Source organism: Eikenella sp. HMSC061C02 (genome assembly GCF_001809035.1).
Taxonomy (GTDB): domain Bacteria; phylum Pseudomonadota; class Gammaproteobacteria; order Burkholderiales; family Neisseriaceae; genus Eikenella; species Eikenella corrodens.
On sequence record NZ_KV795566.1, the window covers coordinates 83,742 to 101,034 of the forward strand.

Consider the following 17,293-nt stretch of genomic DNA (forward strand, 5'->3'; position numbering starts at 1 on the left):
TTCAGGTAGCCTCACATCAATCATCCGCCCACTGCTGCCAGCGCAGCTTCCGCCACCTTGGCCGCACTATCCGGTTTGGCCATTTGGCGGGCGTTTTGCGCCCATTGGAGGCAAGTGTCGCGGTTGAGGCCGCCCAGCACCAAAGCCAGTTTCTCCGCCGTCAGCTCGCTCTGCGGCAAAAGCAGCCCGGCCTCGCCGGCGGCCACGAAACGGGCGTTGGCGGTTTGGTGGTCGTCCACCGCATAGGGGTAGGGCACGAGCAATGCGCCCACGCCGGCCGCGGCCAGCTCGGCAATGGTAAGCGCGCCGGAGCGGCACACCACCAAATCCGCCGTACCGTAGGCCGCTGCCATATCATCAATAAATTCGCTGCATTCAGCCTGCACACCGGCTTCGGCATAACGCTGGCGCAAGCCTTCCAGCTTGCCGCGCCCGCTTTGGTGCCGCACTTGGGGGCGTTGCTCGGCAAGCAGCAAGGCCATTGCTTCGGGCAGCAGGCGGTTGAGAATATCTGCGCCTAGGCTGCCGCCGGTAACCAACAGCTTCAGGCTACCTGAACGCTCAGCAAACCGCTCTTGCGGCGCGGGCAATGCGGCAATATCAGCGCGCACGGGGTTGCCCACCAGCCCGTTTTCATCGCTAAACGCCTTTGGGAAGGCATACAGCACCCGGCTGGCCAGCTTGGCCAAAATTCGGTTGGAAAGCCCGGCCACGGCATTTTGCTCGTGAATCACCAGCGGCACGCCGCACAGCTTGGCTGCCACGCCGCCGGGCACGGTAACGAAGCCGCCGAAGCCGATGGCACCGTCTACCTGATGCTTGCGGATGATGCTTCGCGCCGCACGGATGGTGTGCCACAGCGTGAACGGCAGCATCAGCTTGCGCTTGAGGCCGTTGCCGCGCACGCCTTTGATGGCCAGGGTTTCGATTTCGATGCCGTGCTGCGGCACGATACGCGTTTCCATCGCGCCCTCGCTGCCCAGCCACACCACCTTGTGCCCGCGTTCGCGCAGCGCGGCGGCCACCGCCAGCGCGGGGAAAATATGCCCGCCGGTACCGCCGGCCATCAGCAAAAAGGTTTTCACGCCCATATTCGGCTCCTCACACTTCAAAACCGCGCATTTTGCGCCGGTTTTCATAATCCACCCGCAGCAGCAGCGCCACGGCTATCAGCATGGCCACCAGTGCCGAGCCGCCGAAGGAAATCAGCGGCAGGGTCAGCCCCTTGGTGGGCAACAGGCCGATGTTCACGCCGATATTGAAAAAGCTCTGAATCCCCAGCCAAATGCCCACGCCGCTGGCCACAAACGCGCCAAAAAACTGCTCCAAATCGCGCGCCATTTTGCCGATGGAAAACGAACGCCACACCAGCCACAAATAGCAGGCGGTGAGCAGCATCATGCCGAGAAAGCCGAATTCCTCACCGATCACGGCGGTGATGAAATCGGTATGCGCTTCAGGCAGGTAGAAGCGTTTTTCCAGCCCTGCGCCCAAGCCCACGCCCGTCCAGCCGCCGCGTCCGATGGCCATCAGCGCGTGAGTGAGCTGGTAGCCGCTGCCCAGCGGGTCGGCCCACGGATCGAGGAAGGCGGTAACACGCGCCATGCGGTAGGGCGAAATCAACACCAGCGTCACCATGCCGCTCAAACCGGCCAGCACCACCACGATAAACCAGCGAAACGGCAGCCCCACCAAAAACAACAAGCCCACGCTGATTACCGACACCACCACAAACGAGCCGAAATCCGGCTGCAGCATAATCAGCCCCAGCCCGCAGCCCACCGGCAGCGCCACCCAGCACACTTTCTTCAAATGCTGCAACACTTCGGCGCGGCGCATGAAAAAGCCGGAAAGATAAAGAATCACCGCCAGCTTGAAAAATTCGCTCGGCTGCAAATTGGCCACGCCCAAAGGAATCCAACGCCGCGCGCCGTTCACATCGCGCCCTACCAGCAGCACCGCAATCAGCATCAGCAGGCTGATCACCAGCAGCACCATCGAATACTTCTGCCAAGTGCGCATCGGCACCCGGAACGCCACCCAAGCCGCCCCGCCGCCCACGGCAATATAGGCCGCCTGGCGGATAAGGAATGCCCATTTATTGCCGCCGCCCTGCCCGGCAAAGGCCACCGAGGCGGAATACACCATCACCAGGCTGAAGCCCAGCATCAGCACCACCAGCCACAGCAGCGATTGATCGATGATGTGGCCGTGGCGCAGGATTTTGCGGTCGAGGAGTTTGGATTCGGTAATCATTCAGGTACTTCAAGTTACTTCAAAAATCAATGGAACAAGGTTTCAGGTAGCCTTTAGGCTTCAACAGAGGCTACCTGAAAAATCTGTTGCGGCTCAAATCTGCGGCCGGCTAACTGCAAGGATACTGCTTAGGGTTGGCAATCGCCTCCGCCAACAAAGCCGCCTGCTTGGCGGTTTCTGCATCTGCGGAAGCGGCCAAACCCGCTATCAGGTCGCGGTTTGCCGCAAACAATTCTAAAACAGACACGTGTAAATAATGCCTGTCTAATGTTTTGCTTATTTTAAGAAACTCGTCGTCAATCCTGCCATCGAAGGCAGGATCGAACAGCTTGGCTTTAAATATGCCGTATTTCAGCGCCTTGCCCTTGGTTTCTTTAAATGCCTGAGCCTGCGGAGATTGGGCACTATAGTTGGCCGCTTCAAACAGCGTACGCATTCCCTTGAGCAACCAAGCCTTATTCGGCTTCTCTTCCACCAGCAACGCCAGGCAAACCTTCAGCCCCCAAGGCGACAATTTCACCAGCCAAGCCTGCGATTCCAAGCTGTCAATCAGCCGCTCATAATCTTTTTCTACAGCCGATCCCGCCAATATATTCAAAATGTTCTGCTGCACTCCTTTGGCGTGGGTTTCATAAGGCGTGCCAAACCGACGCCACGGAAAGTTTTCCAAAAAAGTGTGCAATACCATTTGTGCTTTCCCAAGTCAGTTTGCCTGCCGATGCGGCAGTTTCAGGTAGCCTTTCGGCTTCAACAAAGGCTACCTGAAAACATCACAAGGCCTCAAACGCCTCAATGAACACCTGCGAGCGGTGGGCATAGCCTTTAAACATATCGAAGCTGGCGCAGGCTGGGCTGAGCAACACAATGTCGCCGGGCTCGGCCAGGCGGTAGGCAGTTTGCACGGCTTCCTGCAGGCTGGCACAATCCATCATCTCCACGCCGCAGCCGGCCAGGTCGCGGCGGATTTGCGGTGCGTCTTCGCCGATGAGCAACACAGCGCGGGCTTTGCCGGGCAGCACGTTTTTCAGCGGGGTGAAGTCCTGCCCTTTGCCCTGCCCGCCGGCAATCAGGAACAGCGGGCTTTGCAGGCCGGCGATGGCGGCTTCGGTGGCGCCCACATTAGTGCCTTTGCTGTCGTCGATAAACACCACGCCGTTTTTCTCGCCGATTTTTTCCACGCGGTGCGGCAGGCCTTTGAAGGTACGCACATGGCGCAGCAGTTCGGCACGCGGCAGGCCGACGGCTTCGCACAAAGCCAGCGCGGCCAGCACGTTGGCGGCGTTGTGCAGGCCTTGCAGCGGAATGTCGGCGGCGGCAATCAGCGTTTCCGCGCCGTGTTTCAGGTAGCCTGATGCGGCGTCAAACCAATAATCGGTTTCCTGCTGCAGCGAAAAGCGGCGCACTTCGCGGCCGCTGCGTTTCATGGCGCGGCACAGCGCATCGTCGGCATTGATTACCTGCACGCCGTTGCCGCGGAAGATTTTGTCTTTGGCGTGGGCGTAGTCGAGCAGGTCGTCGTAGCGGTTGAGGTGGTCTTCGGAAATATTGAGCACGGCGGCGGCGGCGGCGTTCAAATGGTCGGTGTTTTCCAGCTGGAAGCTGGAAAGCTCGAGCACCCACACGTCGGCGCTCTGCTCCTGCCGTTCTTCATAGGCTTCGAGCACCGGCGTGCCGATATTGCCGGCCACCACGGTATCCAGCCCGCATTCGCGGCACAAATGACCCACCAAGCTGGTTACGGTGGTTTTGCCGTTGCTGCCGGTGATGGCGATGATTTTGTCGCGCTTGCCGGAAAGCTCGTGTGCCAAGATTTCCACATCGCCCAGCACACGGCCGCCGGCCTGTTTGAAGGCTTCGATTTCAGGCGTGCGCTCGCTGATGCCGGGGCTGAGTGCCAAAATGCCGAAACCTTCGGCCAATGCGTTTTTCAGGTAGCCTGTGTGGCAGGCCAGGCCGGGGAAACGCTGTTGCAGCTCGGCTTGTTTGGCTGCCGGGAAGTCGGCATCATAAGCGGCTACCACCGCGCCTTTGCGGCGCAGGAAATCCAACATGGAAATGCCGCTGCCGCCCATCCCGGCCACGAGGATTTTTTGGTTTTGCCATTCGCTTTTCATTCTATTCTCCATGCCGCCCGGTTTGCCTGCAGGCGGCTGCTTTCTCAGTTTTTCGCTTCGCTCATTTTGACTGCGTTGTAGCTTGCGTTTTCAGGTAGCCTTTACTGCACGGCTGTATTAGCCAGCAGCTTCATCAGCAGCAGCCACGGCAGCATAATCCCGCCGATGCACACCATCAGCCACAAAATCAAACTGTCTGCCATCTGCCGCAGCAGGGCGAAATAGCCCCATGAATACAAGCCCCAAATCACAGTAGAAATAGCTGCCGCAATCAGGGGGCCGCCAAACAAGCCGAATAAAAAAGTTACAACGGCAAAAGCCAGCGCCCATTGCCAAGCATAGGAATCCTCAGCGAAATCCTGCATTTTGGCAAAGGCCAGCAAAATTAGCATGTGTAGCAGCATAACCTAGGTTCTTTAAATTGGGTTGCAATGGATTTTGGCTTCATAGCAGCCTGCCGTGTCCGCTTTCAGGTAGCCTCTCTTTAACCAGATTAGGTGTAGGAAATCGTCGCGTTGTTTACACTTTTTCTATGGTGGACAGCTTTTGTTTTTGCTTGAATGATTCTTAGACAGCTATCCGTCATTATCAAGAACAGAGCGGTTTCCCCGTGTCTATCGACATTCTTGACAATGCCGGATAGCTGCTCAAATAGGTCTTCAAGCAAAAGCCGAAAGTGTAAACAACGCTGTCGATTTCTACAGATTAGGCTACCTGAAAACCGTTTAACGAATTTTCAATGTGCTCAAGCCCACCAGCACCAGCACGATGGTGATGATCCAAAAGCGCACCACCACCTGCGTTTCCTTCCAGCCCTTCTGCTCGAAATGGTGATGAATCGGCGCCATCAGGAAGATGCGTTTTTTGGTCTTCTTATACCAGCCCACCTGCAGCATCACCGACAAAGCTTCTACCACAAACAGGCCGCCCATAATCACCAACACAAATTCCTGCCGCACGATTACCGCCACCGCGCCCAGCGCCGCGCCCAGTGCCAACGCGCCCACGTCGCCCATAAACACCTGCGCGGGTGCCGCGTTGAACCACAAAAAGCCCAAACACGCGCCGCACATGGCCGCGCAGAACACCATCACCTCGTTCGCCCCCGGCACGAATGGCAACTGCAGATAGCGTGCAAACTGCCAGTGCCCGGTGGCATAGGCAAACACCGCCATCCCGCCGGCCACCAGCACCACCGGGAAAGCCGCCAGGCCGTCCAAACCATCGGTGAGGTTTACCGCATTGGACGTGCCGACAATGGTGAAATACGACAGCACCACAAAGCCCACCACGCCCAAAGGCAGCGCCACCTGCTTAAAAAACGGCACGATTAAAATATTGTTTGCCGAATTGCTCGCCACATAAAACAGCAGCAAGCCCGCCGCCAGCGCCACGCTGCTCTGCCACACCATCTTAAATTTGGCCGACACGCCGTGCGGGTCTTTATACACCACCTTGCGCCAGTCGTCGTAGAAGCCCAGCGCGCCCGTGCCCAGCAGCACGCCGAGCAGAATCCAGATATACGGGTGCGACACATTGCCCCACAGCAGTGTGGACACCGTAATCGACACCAAAATCAGCACCCCGCCCATGGTGGGCGTGCCCGCCTTGGCCAGATGGGTTTTCGGCCCGTCGCTGCGGATGGCCTGGCCGGCTTTCAGCTCGGTGAGCTTGCGGATGGTCCACGGCCCCAGCATCAGGCTGAACGCCAGTGCCGTGAGCGCCGCCATCACCGCGCGAAAAGTGGTGTATTGGAAAATGTTCAGCGCCGAAATCCAGTTGCTGAGTTTGGCCAACCATAAAAGCATAAAACTTCCTTAAATCATTTCTCGTAAGTTCAATTTAAACCGATATTGCGTTAGCCCGCCTTGCCGTACGTGTGCACGATCCGCGGCTCGCTGCCTTGTCCTGATTTAAATTGAATTCGCTTAATTAACCTAGGCAGCCGGAAATAGAAAAGGCTACCTGAAACATAATTATCTGTATTGCACCACTGTAAAATGGGCAAATGTGGCATTATAAACTAAGCCGCTACCCAAGAGAGGCTACCTGAAAACCGAAATTCCCACTGCCATGCGAGGCACAAACTATGCAAACCATGCACTCCCACAGCGCACGCTGCCGCATCCGATTTATGGATCTACCAGCCCATGCGGGCAGAAACAGCACCCCTTGCTTATTTATCCACGGCCTAGGCTGCGCTGCCAGCTACGAGTACCCCCGCATCGCTGCCAGTCCGGCCTTGGCAGGCCGCCGCACTATCCTGCTTGACTTGGCAGGTCACGGCTACAGCGAACGCCCACAGGATTTCTCCTATTCCACCAGTGCGCAAGCCGCAATCGTATCCGAACTGGCCAACCATCTTAACTTGCCGCACTTCTATCTCTATGGGCACAGCATGGGTGGCAGCATCGCTATTGAAGCCGCCGAACAGCTCGGCAGCCGCGTGCGCGGACTCATGGTTAGCGAATGCAACCTGATTGCTGGCGGCGGTATATTCAGCCGCAACATTACCGCACAGAATGAAGCGTATTTCATCCACAATGGCTATGCCGAATTGCTAAATAACGAACTCTCGCCGTGGGCGGGCAGCCTACAAAGTGCTGCCCCGTGGGCATTGTGGCGTAGTGCATATCATTTAGTGAACGGTATATCGCCCGATTGGCTGTACCGCCTCTCCTCCCTGCCCCAACGCAAAATTTATTTAGTTGGCGATCGTTCCCTGCCCAACACAGACTACGACCTTATCCTTCAATACGGTATTCCCTGCGCCGTGATTGCCGATGCCGGGCACTCGATGTCTTGGGAAAATCCGGAAGGCTTGGCTACCGCTTTGGCGGAATTTATGTGCGCTTGAGCTTGGGTTACCAACATGGCTGTTTTTGTTTCAGCCAACTTTGAACCAGTAAGGCTACCTGAAAGCAAACGAAGTCGAATTTGTCCAAACCGCTCAAACTTCTTCCCACCAAAACCCAGTTTCCGTATCCGCATCAAACACCTGCCCGATCAGCGGCGTGAGCACCGGCAGGCCGCGCTCGATGGCCAGCGGGATGCTGCGGCGCACGGGTTCGTCCCAATCGTGCATGGCCAGGCTGAAGGCACCCCAGTGAATCGGCATCATGCGGCGCGCGCCCACGTCGATGGCGGCCTGCACGGTTTGCCTGGGAAACATATGGTTGTCCGGCCAGCGGCGGTCGTATTGACCGTTTTCCATAAAGGCCAGATCAAAGCTGCCGAAGTGCCGGCCAATGTCGGCGAAGTGGCTGCCGTAGGACGAATCGCCGCTGAAATAAAGCCGCTGGCCACCGCCTTCGATGGCCCAGCCCGCCCACAGCATGCGGTTGTGGTCGGCCAGGTTGCGCGAGCTGTCGTGGCGGGCGGGGGTGGCGGTGAATGTTACGCCGCCAACGGTATGGCTCTGATACCAATCCGCCGCCGAAATGTTTTCCGCCTTCACACCCCAGCGGCGCAACAGCACTTCCATGCCAAGCGGCACGAGGAAATGCACCCCGCTGTCTGCCACGCTGCGCACGAAGGATTCCTCCAAATGGTCGTAGTGGTTGTGGCTGTAGAGGATGATGTCGAGCGGCGGCAATTCGTGCGGCGCGGCGGGCGGCGGCTGGAAGCGGCGGAACATTTTATTGTGCGGCGCCGCGCTCATGCCGAACACGGGGTCGGTGATGATATTCAACCCGGCCACACGCATCAGCAAGGTGGAATGGCCGAACCAAACAAACTGCGCCTTTTGCTCATTTTTGCTGCACAGAAACTCGCTCTGCTCGTTTTGGCGAAACTCGCGCTGCTCGTTTTCAGGTAGCCCTTCCTGCCGCATGAAGGCGGCAAAATCAGGCTTCTCAAACGGCAGCGGCTGCGCGGGAAAGCGGCCTTGCCGGCTGAGCATTTTGAATGCTCCGCCAAAATCCAGCGGCTGCAATCGGCGTTTGGGCTCTGGGTTGAAAAAACGGCGGCGGATCGGGTCGTAGTGGTTGCTGGCCGGATAGAGCGGATAACCGCCGTGCGGCCTACGCTTCATGACCCTGCAAGGCGGCCACCACCTCTTCCATCTGCATAAAACGCGAACCTTTCACCAACACCGAAGCCTGCTCCGGCAATTCGTGCACCAGCACCTGCTGCAACGGGTCTTTGGCGGCAAACCACAGCCCGGCCGCACCAAAGGCTTCGGCGGCTTCCACGCTGAAATCGCCCACAAAATAGGCGGCTTCGATGCCCTTATCCCGCGCATAGCGGCCGATTTCGGCGTGCAGGGAGGGGGCTTCTCCGTCGCCTAGTTCGCCCATATCGCCCATCACGAAAATGCGCGGCACCGGCAGCTCGGCCAGCACATCCAGCGCGGCCTTCATGCTGTCGGGGTTGGCGTTGTAGGTGTCGTCGATAATCGTGCTGCCGCGCAGGCCGGCCTTGCGTTGCAAACGGCCTTTGATATTGGCAAACCCGGCCAGTGCGGCGGCGCTTTCAGGTAGCCCCACGCCGGCCTGTAAAGCCAGCGCGGCAGCGGCCACGGCATTGGCCACATTGTGCTTGCCCGGCACCGGCAGTTCTACCGCCGCACGTTGGTTTTGCCACACCAAATCGAAGCGGCAGCCCAGGGGCAGCAGCTGAACGTTTTCGGCATGCACTTCGCCCTTGTCCACGCCGAATTCGATTTGGCGCAAATTCAGGGCGCGGCAGGCGGCGCGGAACACTTCGGCGTATTCGTCTTCCGCCGGAATCAGCGCCGTGCCGCTTTCAGGTAGCCCGCGATAGATTTCGCTTTTGGCGCGGGCAATATCGCCCACGCCGTCGAAACCGCAGCCGATGTGCGCGCGCAGGGCATTGTTGACCAGCGCGGCATCGGGACGAGCAATGCGGGTGAGCGCATCAAGCTCGCCGAAATGGTTCATGCCCATTTCGATAACGGCGTAGCGCTGCTGCGGCCGCAGGGCAAGCAGGGTGAGCGGCAGGCCGATGTGGTTGTTGAAATTGCCGGCGGTAGCCAACACGGCCGCTTCGCCGAACTGGCGGCGCAGAATGGCGGCCAGCATTTCCTTCACCGTGGTTTTGCCGGAAGAACCGGTGATGCCGAGCACCAGCGGGTTCACCGCTTCGCGCCAAGCGGCAGCCAGGGTTTGCAGTGCCGCCAACGTATCGGCCACCGGCAGGCTACCTGAAAGTGCGGCGCAGTCTTGGCGCGACACCAGTGCCAAAGCGCCCTGTGCCAACACGGCAGGCACAAAATCGTGGGCGTCGTGTTTATCGCCCACCAAAGCGACAAACAAATCCGTGCCGCGCTCGTCAGCAGCAGCGGCTTGACGGCTGTCGGTGATGACGCGGCGGATGGGGAGGTTGTGCTGCGGCACGGGCAGGTTCAGGGCGCGGCAGACAAAGGCTAAATCGAGTGTGGGCATGGGCATTCCATTGAAAATATGACAGGGCGGCAGGCTAGCTGAAAAGGTATTAACGCTTTCAGGTAGCCTGTGGCAAGCTCAAAAGGCTACCTGAACGTATGGGTTCAACCAAATCTAGACTTTTCAGGTAGCCTCATCCAACGCGGCTTCGGCTATTTCAAAATCGGAGAAATGGTGCTTCTCGCCCTGTACGTCTTGATAGGTTTCGTGGCCTTTGCCGGCAATCAGCACGATATCCTGCGGCGCAGCGCGGCGGATGGCGGTTTGGATGGCCACTCGGCGGTCGGCCTCCACCAGCGCGGGCTGCGGCACGGCAGGCAGGATGTCGGCAATAATGTCTTGTGGCTCTTCCATGCGCGGATTATCGCTGGTAATCACCACTTTATCTGCACCCTGCACGGCGGCGCTGCCCATCAGCGGGCGTTTGCCGCGGTCGCGGTTGCCGCCGCAGCCGAACACGCACCACAGGCTCGCGCCCTGCGGTTTGATTTCGCGCAGGGTGGCCAGCGCTTTTTCCAGCGCGTCGGGGGTGTGGGCATAATCCACCACCACCAGCGGGCGGCCTGCGCGGCTGATGCAGTCCATGCGGCCGGTGGCGGGGCGGATTTGTGCGAGCACGCGCAATACGTCGGGCAGCGAATAGCCTTCGGCGCACAAAAGTCCGACGCAGGCAGCGAGGTTTTGCGCATTGAACCGCCCCAAGAGCCGGCTGTGGATTTCGCCGCTGCCCCAAGGCGTATCAAAAGCTACCTGCATGCCCTGAGCGGAAGCGGCAAAGCGGGTGATTCGGATATCGGCTTGTTCATTGAAGCCGTAGCCATACACGTTCAAATTTGGGCGGTCGGTGCGCAATCCGGCGGCCAGCTCGCGGCCGAATTCATCGTCCGTATTGATGATGGCGTGCCGAAGGCTTTGCCAATAGAACAGCTTGGCCTTGCTGGCGCCATAGGCGGCCATACTGCCGTGGTAATCGAGGTGGTCGCGGGTGAGGTTGGTGAAGATGGCGGAGGAAAAGGGCGTGCCGACCACGCGGTTTTGGTCGAGGCCGTGGCTGGATACTTCCATCGCCACGGCTTTTGCACCCTGCTGTTTGAATTGGTGCAGCAGGGTTTGCACGCGCACGGGATTGGGCGTGGTGTGGGTGGTTTCTTCGAGCCGCCCCCAAAAGCCGTTGCCCACCGTGCCGATGATGGCGCAGGGCGTGCCGAGCAAATCGGCGGCTTGGGCAAGCCATTGCGAAATCGAGGTTTTGCCGTTGGTGCCGGTTACTCCCCAGCAGGAGAGGCTACCTGAAAAATTGCCGTAGAGTTTGGCTGCCAACAGGCCGGCATTTTGCTTCAGGTGCGGCACGCCGAGGTTGGCGATTTGCCACTCCGGCTGCCAAGCGAAACCGTCACCGCTGTCCCAAAACACCATCGCCGCGCCATTGGCAATCGCGGCGGGAATATAGTTGCGGCCGTCGGCATATTCGCCCTGGCAGGCCACGAATACGTCGCCCGGCTGCACCAGACGGCTGTCCATACGCAAAATGCACCCCGCCGCCACATCGGGCGGCAGGGTGCAGTTGTCGGGCAAGTCAAACTGTTTGTCCTTCAAGCAATACATGGTCGGCTCCAAGCACCGATTTATTTGGCAGCAACTTGCTGCACAGGTTTGGTGGGCGTTACGCCCAGAATATTCAGCGAACCGGCCATGATGTCTTTAAACACCGGCCCGGCCACCAGACCGCCGTAATAGCCGTTTTGGGTAGGCTCGTCGATGTTCACCGCCACAATCACGCGCGGATGCTCGGCTGGGGCGAAACCGATGAAGGTGGCCATGTGTTTGTTGTCGGCATAGCGACCGCCCACCAGCTTGCGTGCGGTACCGGTTTTCGCACCCACGTTGAAACCGGGCACAGCACCCTGCGTACCGGTGCCGCCGGGTTCGGTAACAGATACCATCATGCGGCGGATGGCGCGTGCGGTTTCAGGCTTAATCACCTGCTCGCCCTGCGGCGCGGTGCTCTGGCGCAGGAAACTCACCGGCAAAAGTTTGCCGTCGCTGGTGAAGATGGTGTAGCTGTGCGCCAGCTGCAGCAGGCTCATCTGCAAGCCGTAGCCGAACGACATGGTGGCCTGCTCGATGGGCCGCCAGTTGCGCCAGTCGCGCACCAGGCCGGGCGATTCGCCGGGGAAACCGGAGTGCATGCGGCGGCCGAAACCGACTGATTTATAAAAATCGTGCATCTCTTCTGGCTTAAACATGGCCGAAAGCTTGCTCACGCCTACGTTGGAAGATTTCTGCATGATGCCGCGCAGGGTGAGCGAAGGGTAGTTGTGCGTATCGCGCACGGTAGCCGGGCCGATATTATAAGTATTGGTGTTGAACACCATATTTTCGTTCACTTTGCCCGAATCCAAGGCTTTGGCAATCGGGAAAGGTTTCATGGCCGAGCCGGGCTCGATCATATCGGTCACCGCACGGTTGCGGCGCAGGGAGATTTCGGCACCGCCGGGCTGGTTCGGATCGAAATCCGGCAGGTTTACCAAAGCAAGGATTTCGCCGGTTTGTGCATCCAACACCACTGCGGTGCCGGCTTTGGCTTGATGGTAGTCAATAGCCTGCGCCAATTTATCGTGCGCCAGCGATTGAATACGCTGATCCAGCGAGAGCACCATATTGCGCCCGTCTACCGCATCGCGGTTGCGCGGCGAATCCAATTGATCAACATAATTGCCTTTATTGTCGCGCAGCACCACGCGCGCGCCGTCTTGGCCGCGCAGGTCGTCTTCTCGCGAGAGCTCCAAACCTTCTTGGCCTTTGCCGTCGATATTGGTGAAGCCGATAACGTGGGAGAACAAATTGCCCATCGGATATTGCCGCTTGGGCTCGGTTTGGAAGGCCAAACCCTCAATTTTCAAAGCCCGCACTTTGGCAGCGGTTTCCGCGCTCATCTGCCGTTTCAAAAACACAAAATCGCTGTTGGTACGCGCCAAACGGTCGGCAATGGTTTCCACCGGCACTTCGATGATTTCGGAAAGCTGCTCCAGCTGCTCTTGGCTGGGCATTTTATCCATGGCAGAAGGGATGGCATACAGCGAATCGGTGGGTGCGCTCAAGGCCAGCACTGCACCGTTGCGGTCGGTAATCGTGCCGCGATTGGCCTGCTGCACCAAAGTGCGCACAAAACGCTTATTGCCCTCGGTTTGCAGGCGGTCTTGCTCCACCGTATGCAAATGTACGCTCCAGCCCGCCGCTGCGGCGAAAGCCAAAGCAAAAACCAGCAAAACAAAGGCAATCCGGCCATTGGTGCTTACCGGTTTCTTCTGTTTAACTGGTTTCTGCCGCATCTGCGGCTTGTAATCGCTTTTAATCAGCATGGTATTTACTCTCTACGCTGCCGCCCACACGGCAGCAAAACTGCTTATTTAATATATTCAACCACTTTATATCGGCTTCATTCGCCTTTTAATATTGCAGACGCACGATTTTGGTGTTCTGCATGGTGGGCGGCTGCAACTGCTGCTGCTGAGCCGCCTCTTTGATGAAACTATGGTTGGCCAACTTGGCCTGCTGCCATTGTAGGCGGCGGTATTCCTCTTCCAAATCTGCCTGCCGCTGGTGTTCTTTTTCCAGCACAATAAACGATTCGCGCGAGCTGTCCTGCACCGACACCACGCCCAATGCAGAGAGCACCACCAGCACAAACAGCATGATATTCAGCTTATTCATCTACAAACTCTCCCGCCGTCCGCTCGGCCACGCGCAACACAGCGGAGCGTGCACGCGGATTGGCTGCGGTTTCTGCTGCCGAAGCCCGCTGTGCCTTACCGATTTCCCGCAAGGGCGGTTCGGGGCGTTCGCTTTCGCGCACCATCACCCACTTGGGCAGCGGCGCGGGGCGGCTGTGGCGGCGGATAAACTGTTTCACTATCCGGTCTTCCAGCGAATGGAAGGCAATCACCGCCAAACGCCCGCCGGTTTTCAGGTAGCCTGCGGCCTGCGGCAGCACCGCGCTTATTTCTTCAAGCTCACGGTTGATGAAAATCCGAATGGCTTGAAACGTCCGCGTCGCCGGATCTTGGCCGCGTTCGCGAGTACGGACGGCTTGTGCCGCCAACTGCGCCAGCTGGCCGGTTGTAAGGATGGGGCGCTCTTGCCGCTGCTGCACAATGGCGCGCGCAATCTGGCTGTTAAACCGCTCTTCACCATAATCTCTGATTACCTCGCGAATCTCTTCTTCGCCGGCCTCGGCCAGCCATTGCGCGGCGGTTTGGCCGTGCGTGGTATCCATCCGCATATCCAGCGGCGCATCGTAGCGAAAGCTGAAGCCGCGTTCGGCATCGTCGATCTGCGGCGAAGACACGCCCAAATCAAACAACGCACCGTCCACCGCTTCAATACCCAATTCTTTTAAGGCTACCTGAAAGCTGGAAAACCCACCGTGCACTACTTGCACGCGTTTGTCGGCTTCCGCCAGCTGCCGCGCCACGGCAATGGCCTGCGGGTCTTTATCAAACACCACCAATCGGCCGTTCACGCCCAGTTTCGACAAGATCAGGCGGGAGTGCCCGCCGCGGCCGAAAGTGCCGTCCACATACACGCCGTCCGGCTTCACTGCCAAAGAGTCCACCGCCTCGTGCAAAAGCACGGTAACGTGCGCCAATTCCTGCGCGCTCATAGGCGGAACCCGGCTTTATCGAGCTGTTCGGCCAATTCGTCTGGATCCATATCCAGCACTGCGTTCATATTGGCTTCCCAACGTTCGCGGTTCCACAGCTCCAGCCGGTCGGCACGACCCACCAACGTTACTTCTTTATCAAATTGCACGCGACGGCGCAGGCTCGGCGGCAGCAAAATTCTGCCTGAAGCATCCAAATCCAGCGTTTCGGCATGGTTCAGCATCAAATCGCGGAACATTCTGGCAGCCGGATTGCCCGACACATTCATCGCCTGCAAATTTTCCGCCGTTTTCTGCCACTCCGCTTCCGGATACATCACCAGATGCGTGCGCGCCTCCACGGTAACCACCAAAGACGGCGTGTAGTGGCGCGCAAGCAAGTCGCGGAACTTGGCCGGAATCGCCAAGCGCCCCTTGCTGTCGATGCTCAATTCATGTACGCCGCCAAACACTTTTTCCCACCTTCGATTAATTTTTGGAACTGAAAAGGCACTTTGCCCCACAATTCCCCACGAAGCGACACTATACGGCAAAGCTACGGCATCGGTCAATTGCAAACACCGTAAAAACCCACGATTAACAAACTGTTTTTACATAAGATAGTTAGTCTCAATCACCACGCCTGCCGTTTTCCGAGCAGCCCCGATTTTGCCTCCCGGCAGCAAGCCTTTATAATTGCGCACGTTTTCCAGATTATTCGCATAATTGCTCTATGAACCGCCCTACCCTGCCCACCCCCGGCCCCGAAGCGCTGGTCACCTCACAGGCACTGTGTGGCCTGATACAACAACGCATTCAGGCCAACCACGGCTTCCTGCCCTTTGCCGACTTCATGCAGCTCGCACTCTACCAGCCGCAATACGGCTACTACTCCGGCGGTGCACATAAAATCGGCGCGGCCGGCGACTTCATCACCGCCCCCACGCTCACCCCGCTGTTCGGGCAAACCCTCGCCATCCAGCTGCAATCCATGCTGCCGCAAACCGACGGCAATATCTACGAATTCGGCGCAGGCACCGGCGAGCTGGCCGCCCAACTGATCAGCAAACTTTCAGGTAGCCTCCGGCACTACTACATCATTGAAGTCTCACCCGATTTGGCCGAACGCCAACGCCGCCACCTTGCTGCCGCCCTGCCCCAACACCAGCACCAAATCACGTGGCTCACCGAACTATCCGCCGAGTTCGACGGCATCGTCATCGGCAACGAAGTGCTCGACGCCATGCCCTGCGACATCGTGCGCTATCAAAGCGGCCAATGGCAGCTGATGGGTGTGGGGCTGGATGTAAACCAACAATTCCAATGGCAAAGCGCCCCCTTGCCGGCCGAGCTGCTGCCCGCCGCCCAAGCGCTGCTACCCGCCATCGACGGCTACACCAGCGAACTGCACCGGCACCAGCAAGCCTTTATCCGCACCCTCGCCCAGCGCCTCACGCGCGGCGCCCTGCTCTTTATCGACTACGGCTTCGACGCCGCCCAGTATTACCACCCCCAGCGCAACGGCGGCACCCTCATCGGCCACTACCGCCACCACGCCGTGCACAACCCCTTCGAGCACATCGGCCTCACCGACCTCACCTGCCATATAAATTTCACCGCCATCGCCGAAGCCGCCTGCCAAGCCGGGCTCGACCTCATCGGCTACACCACCCAGGCCGCCTTCCTGCTCAATCTCGGCCTCACCGACCTGCTTGCCGCCCAAGGCGAACCGGAAAGCCAAGCCTACATCCGTGCTGCTACTGCCTGCCAAACCCTGCTCGCCCCGCAGGAAATGGGCGAGCTCTTCAAAGTTATCGCCTTCGGCCGCGATATCGACCCCGACTGGCCAGGCTTCGCCCTCGGAGATTTGTGCCACAAGCTATAGCCGCCAACTGCCGGTTTGCAGCCGACACTTTCAGGTAGCCCCAGCCCGCGCCTTCCAATAACAAAACGCTTGCGGAATCATGCTCCGCAAGCGTTTTGTTTACTTTGATGGCATTGCCGAAAGCCTAAAGGCTACCTGAAAGCCGCCAGACGGGTATTTGCCTACCTAGTTTTTCAGGTAGCCTCTACCCGCTTTGAGGCTACCTGAAAACCAAAATATCGGCTTTAAACAACAACCCGCAGCAACCACCGCCCCTTCTATAGTGGATTAACAAAAATCAGGACAAGGCGGCCGAGCCGCAGACAGTACAAATAGTACGGCAAGGCGAGGCAATGCTGTACTGGTTTTTGTTAATTCACTATAAAACAAAAACAGCCTGAAACTGCTTTCAAGCTGCCTCCGCATCTTATCCTTAATATTCTGTTCATTGCTCCTGCCTGCCGTGTTCCCAATACAGCCAAGCCAAACCGAGCGGCGCGATGATTGGGGCGCCAAACCAGCACAGAATCGCGGCAAAAATCCGCACAACCGACATGATATGCGAAACAAAGTAAGTCCCGCGATCACCCGAAATATAATCTGCGATACGGTCATACACAAAATACGCATACGGATACAGCAACTGGCATGCGGTAAATGCCATCATGATCGACCAATAATTCGGATTTTCTTTACTACCGCCGAAATCGAACATGATGAAAATATAGAAAATCAGGCCAATAAGAAAGTGGCGGATATAATATGCGGCAGACAACCCGCCAAATGTTCTTCTAATAAAAGACATGCTCGTCCTTGGCATGAAACAGATAAAAACCGCCATTTTATCAAAAAGCAGCAAGTATCAAACGGGCAATATGCAGCCACGATAACCATACCGGCAGGGCAAAAAATCAAAGATAGATAGCATTGAACACAAAACATTGCGCACCTTATTTGTTGGCGCGCATAATGATGAAGTATAGTGAATTAAATTTAGGGGCTTAGGAAGCAA

Annotated in this window: 16 protein-coding genes; 2 read left to right on the forward strand and 14 right to left on the reverse strand. The window is 57.9% G+C overall.

The window, feature by feature from the left end; translation table 11 throughout:
- Positions 1 to 20: 20 nt before the first annotated feature.
- The 6 genes from murG to mraY all read right to left on the reverse strand — a co-directional run bounded on the left by murG (position 21) and on the right by mraY (position 6,178).
- Positions 21 to 1,091 carry an undecaprenyldiphospho-muramoylpentapeptide beta-N-acetylglucosaminyltransferase gene (gene murG, locus HMPREF2541_RS09595; RefSeq protein ID WP_070543372.1) on the reverse strand — a complete coding sequence of 357 codons (1,071 nt, stop codon included), beginning with the start codon at positions 1,089 to 1,091 and terminating at the stop codon, positions 21 to 23.
- A 10-nt stretch (positions 1,092 to 1,101) separates the two neighbouring features.
- Positions 1,102 to 2,256: a putative lipid II flippase FtsW gene (ftsW, locus tag HMPREF2541_RS09600; protein WP_003822459.1), complete on the reverse strand. Its 1,155-nt coding sequence runs from the start codon at positions 2,254 to 2,256 to the stop codon at positions 1,102 to 1,104.
- 109 nt (positions 2,257 to 2,365) lie between these two features.
- Complete coding sequence (locus tag HMPREF2541_RS09605; RefSeq protein WP_246824989.1) at positions 2,366 to 2,926, reverse strand: hypothetical protein; 561 nt, start codon at positions 2,924 to 2,926, stop codon at positions 2,366 to 2,368.
- A 100-nt stretch (positions 2,927 to 3,026) separates the two neighbouring features.
- The gene (gene murD, locus HMPREF2541_RS09610; protein WP_070543377.1) at positions 3,027 to 4,370 is read right to left on the reverse strand and encodes a UDP-N-acetylmuramoyl-L-alanine--D-glutamate ligase; all 1,344 of its coding nucleotides are present in this window, start codon (positions 4,368 to 4,370) and stop codon (positions 3,027 to 3,029) included.
- 101 nt (positions 4,371 to 4,471) lie between these two features.
- On the reverse strand, positions 4,472 to 4,774 hold the full coding sequence (locus HMPREF2541_RS09615) for a hypothetical protein (RefSeq protein ID WP_083296816.1): 303 nt from the start codon (positions 4,772 to 4,774) through the stop codon (positions 4,472 to 4,474).
- Between the two features lie 321 nt (positions 4,775 to 5,095).
- A complete protein-coding gene (mraY, locus tag HMPREF2541_RS09620; RefSeq protein ID WP_070543379.1) occupies positions 5,096 to 6,178 on the reverse strand; it encodes a phospho-N-acetylmuramoyl-pentapeptide-transferase in 1,083 nt (360 codons plus the stop codon).
- 281 nt (positions 6,179 to 6,459) lie between these two features.
- On the opposite strand from mraY, the gene HMPREF2541_RS09625 reads away from it, so the two are divergent.
- Entirely contained in the window at positions 6,460 to 7,227 is a 768-nt protein-coding gene (locus tag HMPREF2541_RS09625; RefSeq protein WP_070543380.1) for an alpha/beta fold hydrolase, read from the forward strand.
- Between the two features lie 93 nt (positions 7,228 to 7,320).
- Here the strand turns inward: HMPREF2541_RS09625 and HMPREF2541_RS09630 are convergent, their stop codons facing one another.
- The 7 genes from HMPREF2541_RS09630 to mraZ all read right to left on the reverse strand — a co-directional run bounded on the left by HMPREF2541_RS09630 (position 7,321) and on the right by mraZ (position 14,890).
- The gene (locus HMPREF2541_RS09630; RefSeq protein ID WP_070543382.1) at positions 7,321 to 8,403 is read right to left on the reverse strand and encodes an MBL fold metallo-hydrolase; all 1,083 of its coding nucleotides are present in this window, start codon (positions 8,401 to 8,403) and stop codon (positions 7,321 to 7,323) included.
- Positions 8,393 to 9,775, reverse strand: coding sequence for a UDP-N-acetylmuramoyl-tripeptide--D-alanyl-D-alanine ligase (gene murF, locus HMPREF2541_RS09635; RefSeq protein ID WP_070543384.1), 1,383 nt, complete (start codon positions 9,773 to 9,775; stop codon positions 8,393 to 8,395). Before murF ends, HMPREF2541_RS09630 begins: the two co-directional genes overlap by 11 nt.
- 123 nt (positions 9,776 to 9,898) lie before the next feature.
- The gene (locus HMPREF2541_RS09640) at positions 9,899 to 11,380 is read right to left on the reverse strand and encodes a UDP-N-acetylmuramoyl-L-alanyl-D-glutamate--2,6-diaminopimelate ligase (RefSeq protein WP_070543386.1); all 1,482 of its coding nucleotides are present in this window, start codon (positions 11,378 to 11,380) and stop codon (positions 9,899 to 9,901) included.
- A gap of 20 nt (positions 11,381 to 11,400) precedes the next feature.
- Complete coding sequence (locus HMPREF2541_RS09645) at positions 11,401 to 13,137, reverse strand: peptidoglycan D,D-transpeptidase FtsI family protein (protein WP_070543388.1); 1,737 nt, start codon at positions 13,135 to 13,137, stop codon at positions 11,401 to 11,403.
- A gap of 88 nt (positions 13,138 to 13,225) precedes the next feature.
- Positions 13,226 to 13,489, reverse strand: a complete 264-nt coding sequence (gene ftsL / locus HMPREF2541_RS09650) for a cell division protein FtsL (protein WP_023887048.1) — start codon at positions 13,487 to 13,489, stop codon at positions 13,226 to 13,228.
- Positions 13,482 to 14,438, reverse strand: coding sequence for a 16S rRNA (cytosine(1402)-N(4))-methyltransferase RsmH (gene rsmH / locus HMPREF2541_RS09655; protein ID WP_070543389.1), 957 nt, complete (start codon positions 14,436 to 14,438; stop codon positions 13,482 to 13,484). Before rsmH ends, ftsL begins: the two co-directional genes overlap by 8 nt.
- Entirely contained in the window at positions 14,435 to 14,890 is a 456-nt protein-coding gene (gene mraZ / locus HMPREF2541_RS09660; RefSeq protein WP_023887050.1) for a division/cell wall cluster transcriptional repressor MraZ, read from the reverse strand. Before mraZ ends, rsmH begins: the two co-directional genes overlap by 4 nt.
- 260 nt (positions 14,891 to 15,150) lie before the next feature.
- Here mraZ and HMPREF2541_RS09665 point away from each other — a divergent pair, with 260 nt between their 5' ends.
- Positions 15,151 to 16,302, forward strand: a complete 1,152-nt coding sequence (locus HMPREF2541_RS09665; protein WP_070543391.1) for a class I SAM-dependent methyltransferase — start codon at positions 15,151 to 15,153, stop codon at positions 16,300 to 16,302.
- A gap of 424 nt (positions 16,303 to 16,726) precedes the next feature.
- Here the strand turns inward: HMPREF2541_RS09665 and HMPREF2541_RS09670 are convergent, their stop codons facing one another.
- On the reverse strand, positions 16,727 to 17,086 hold the full coding sequence (locus tag HMPREF2541_RS09670; protein WP_023887052.1) for a hypothetical protein: 360 nt from the start codon (positions 17,084 to 17,086) through the stop codon (positions 16,727 to 16,729).
- Positions 17,087 to 17,293 lie beyond the last annotated feature (207 nt).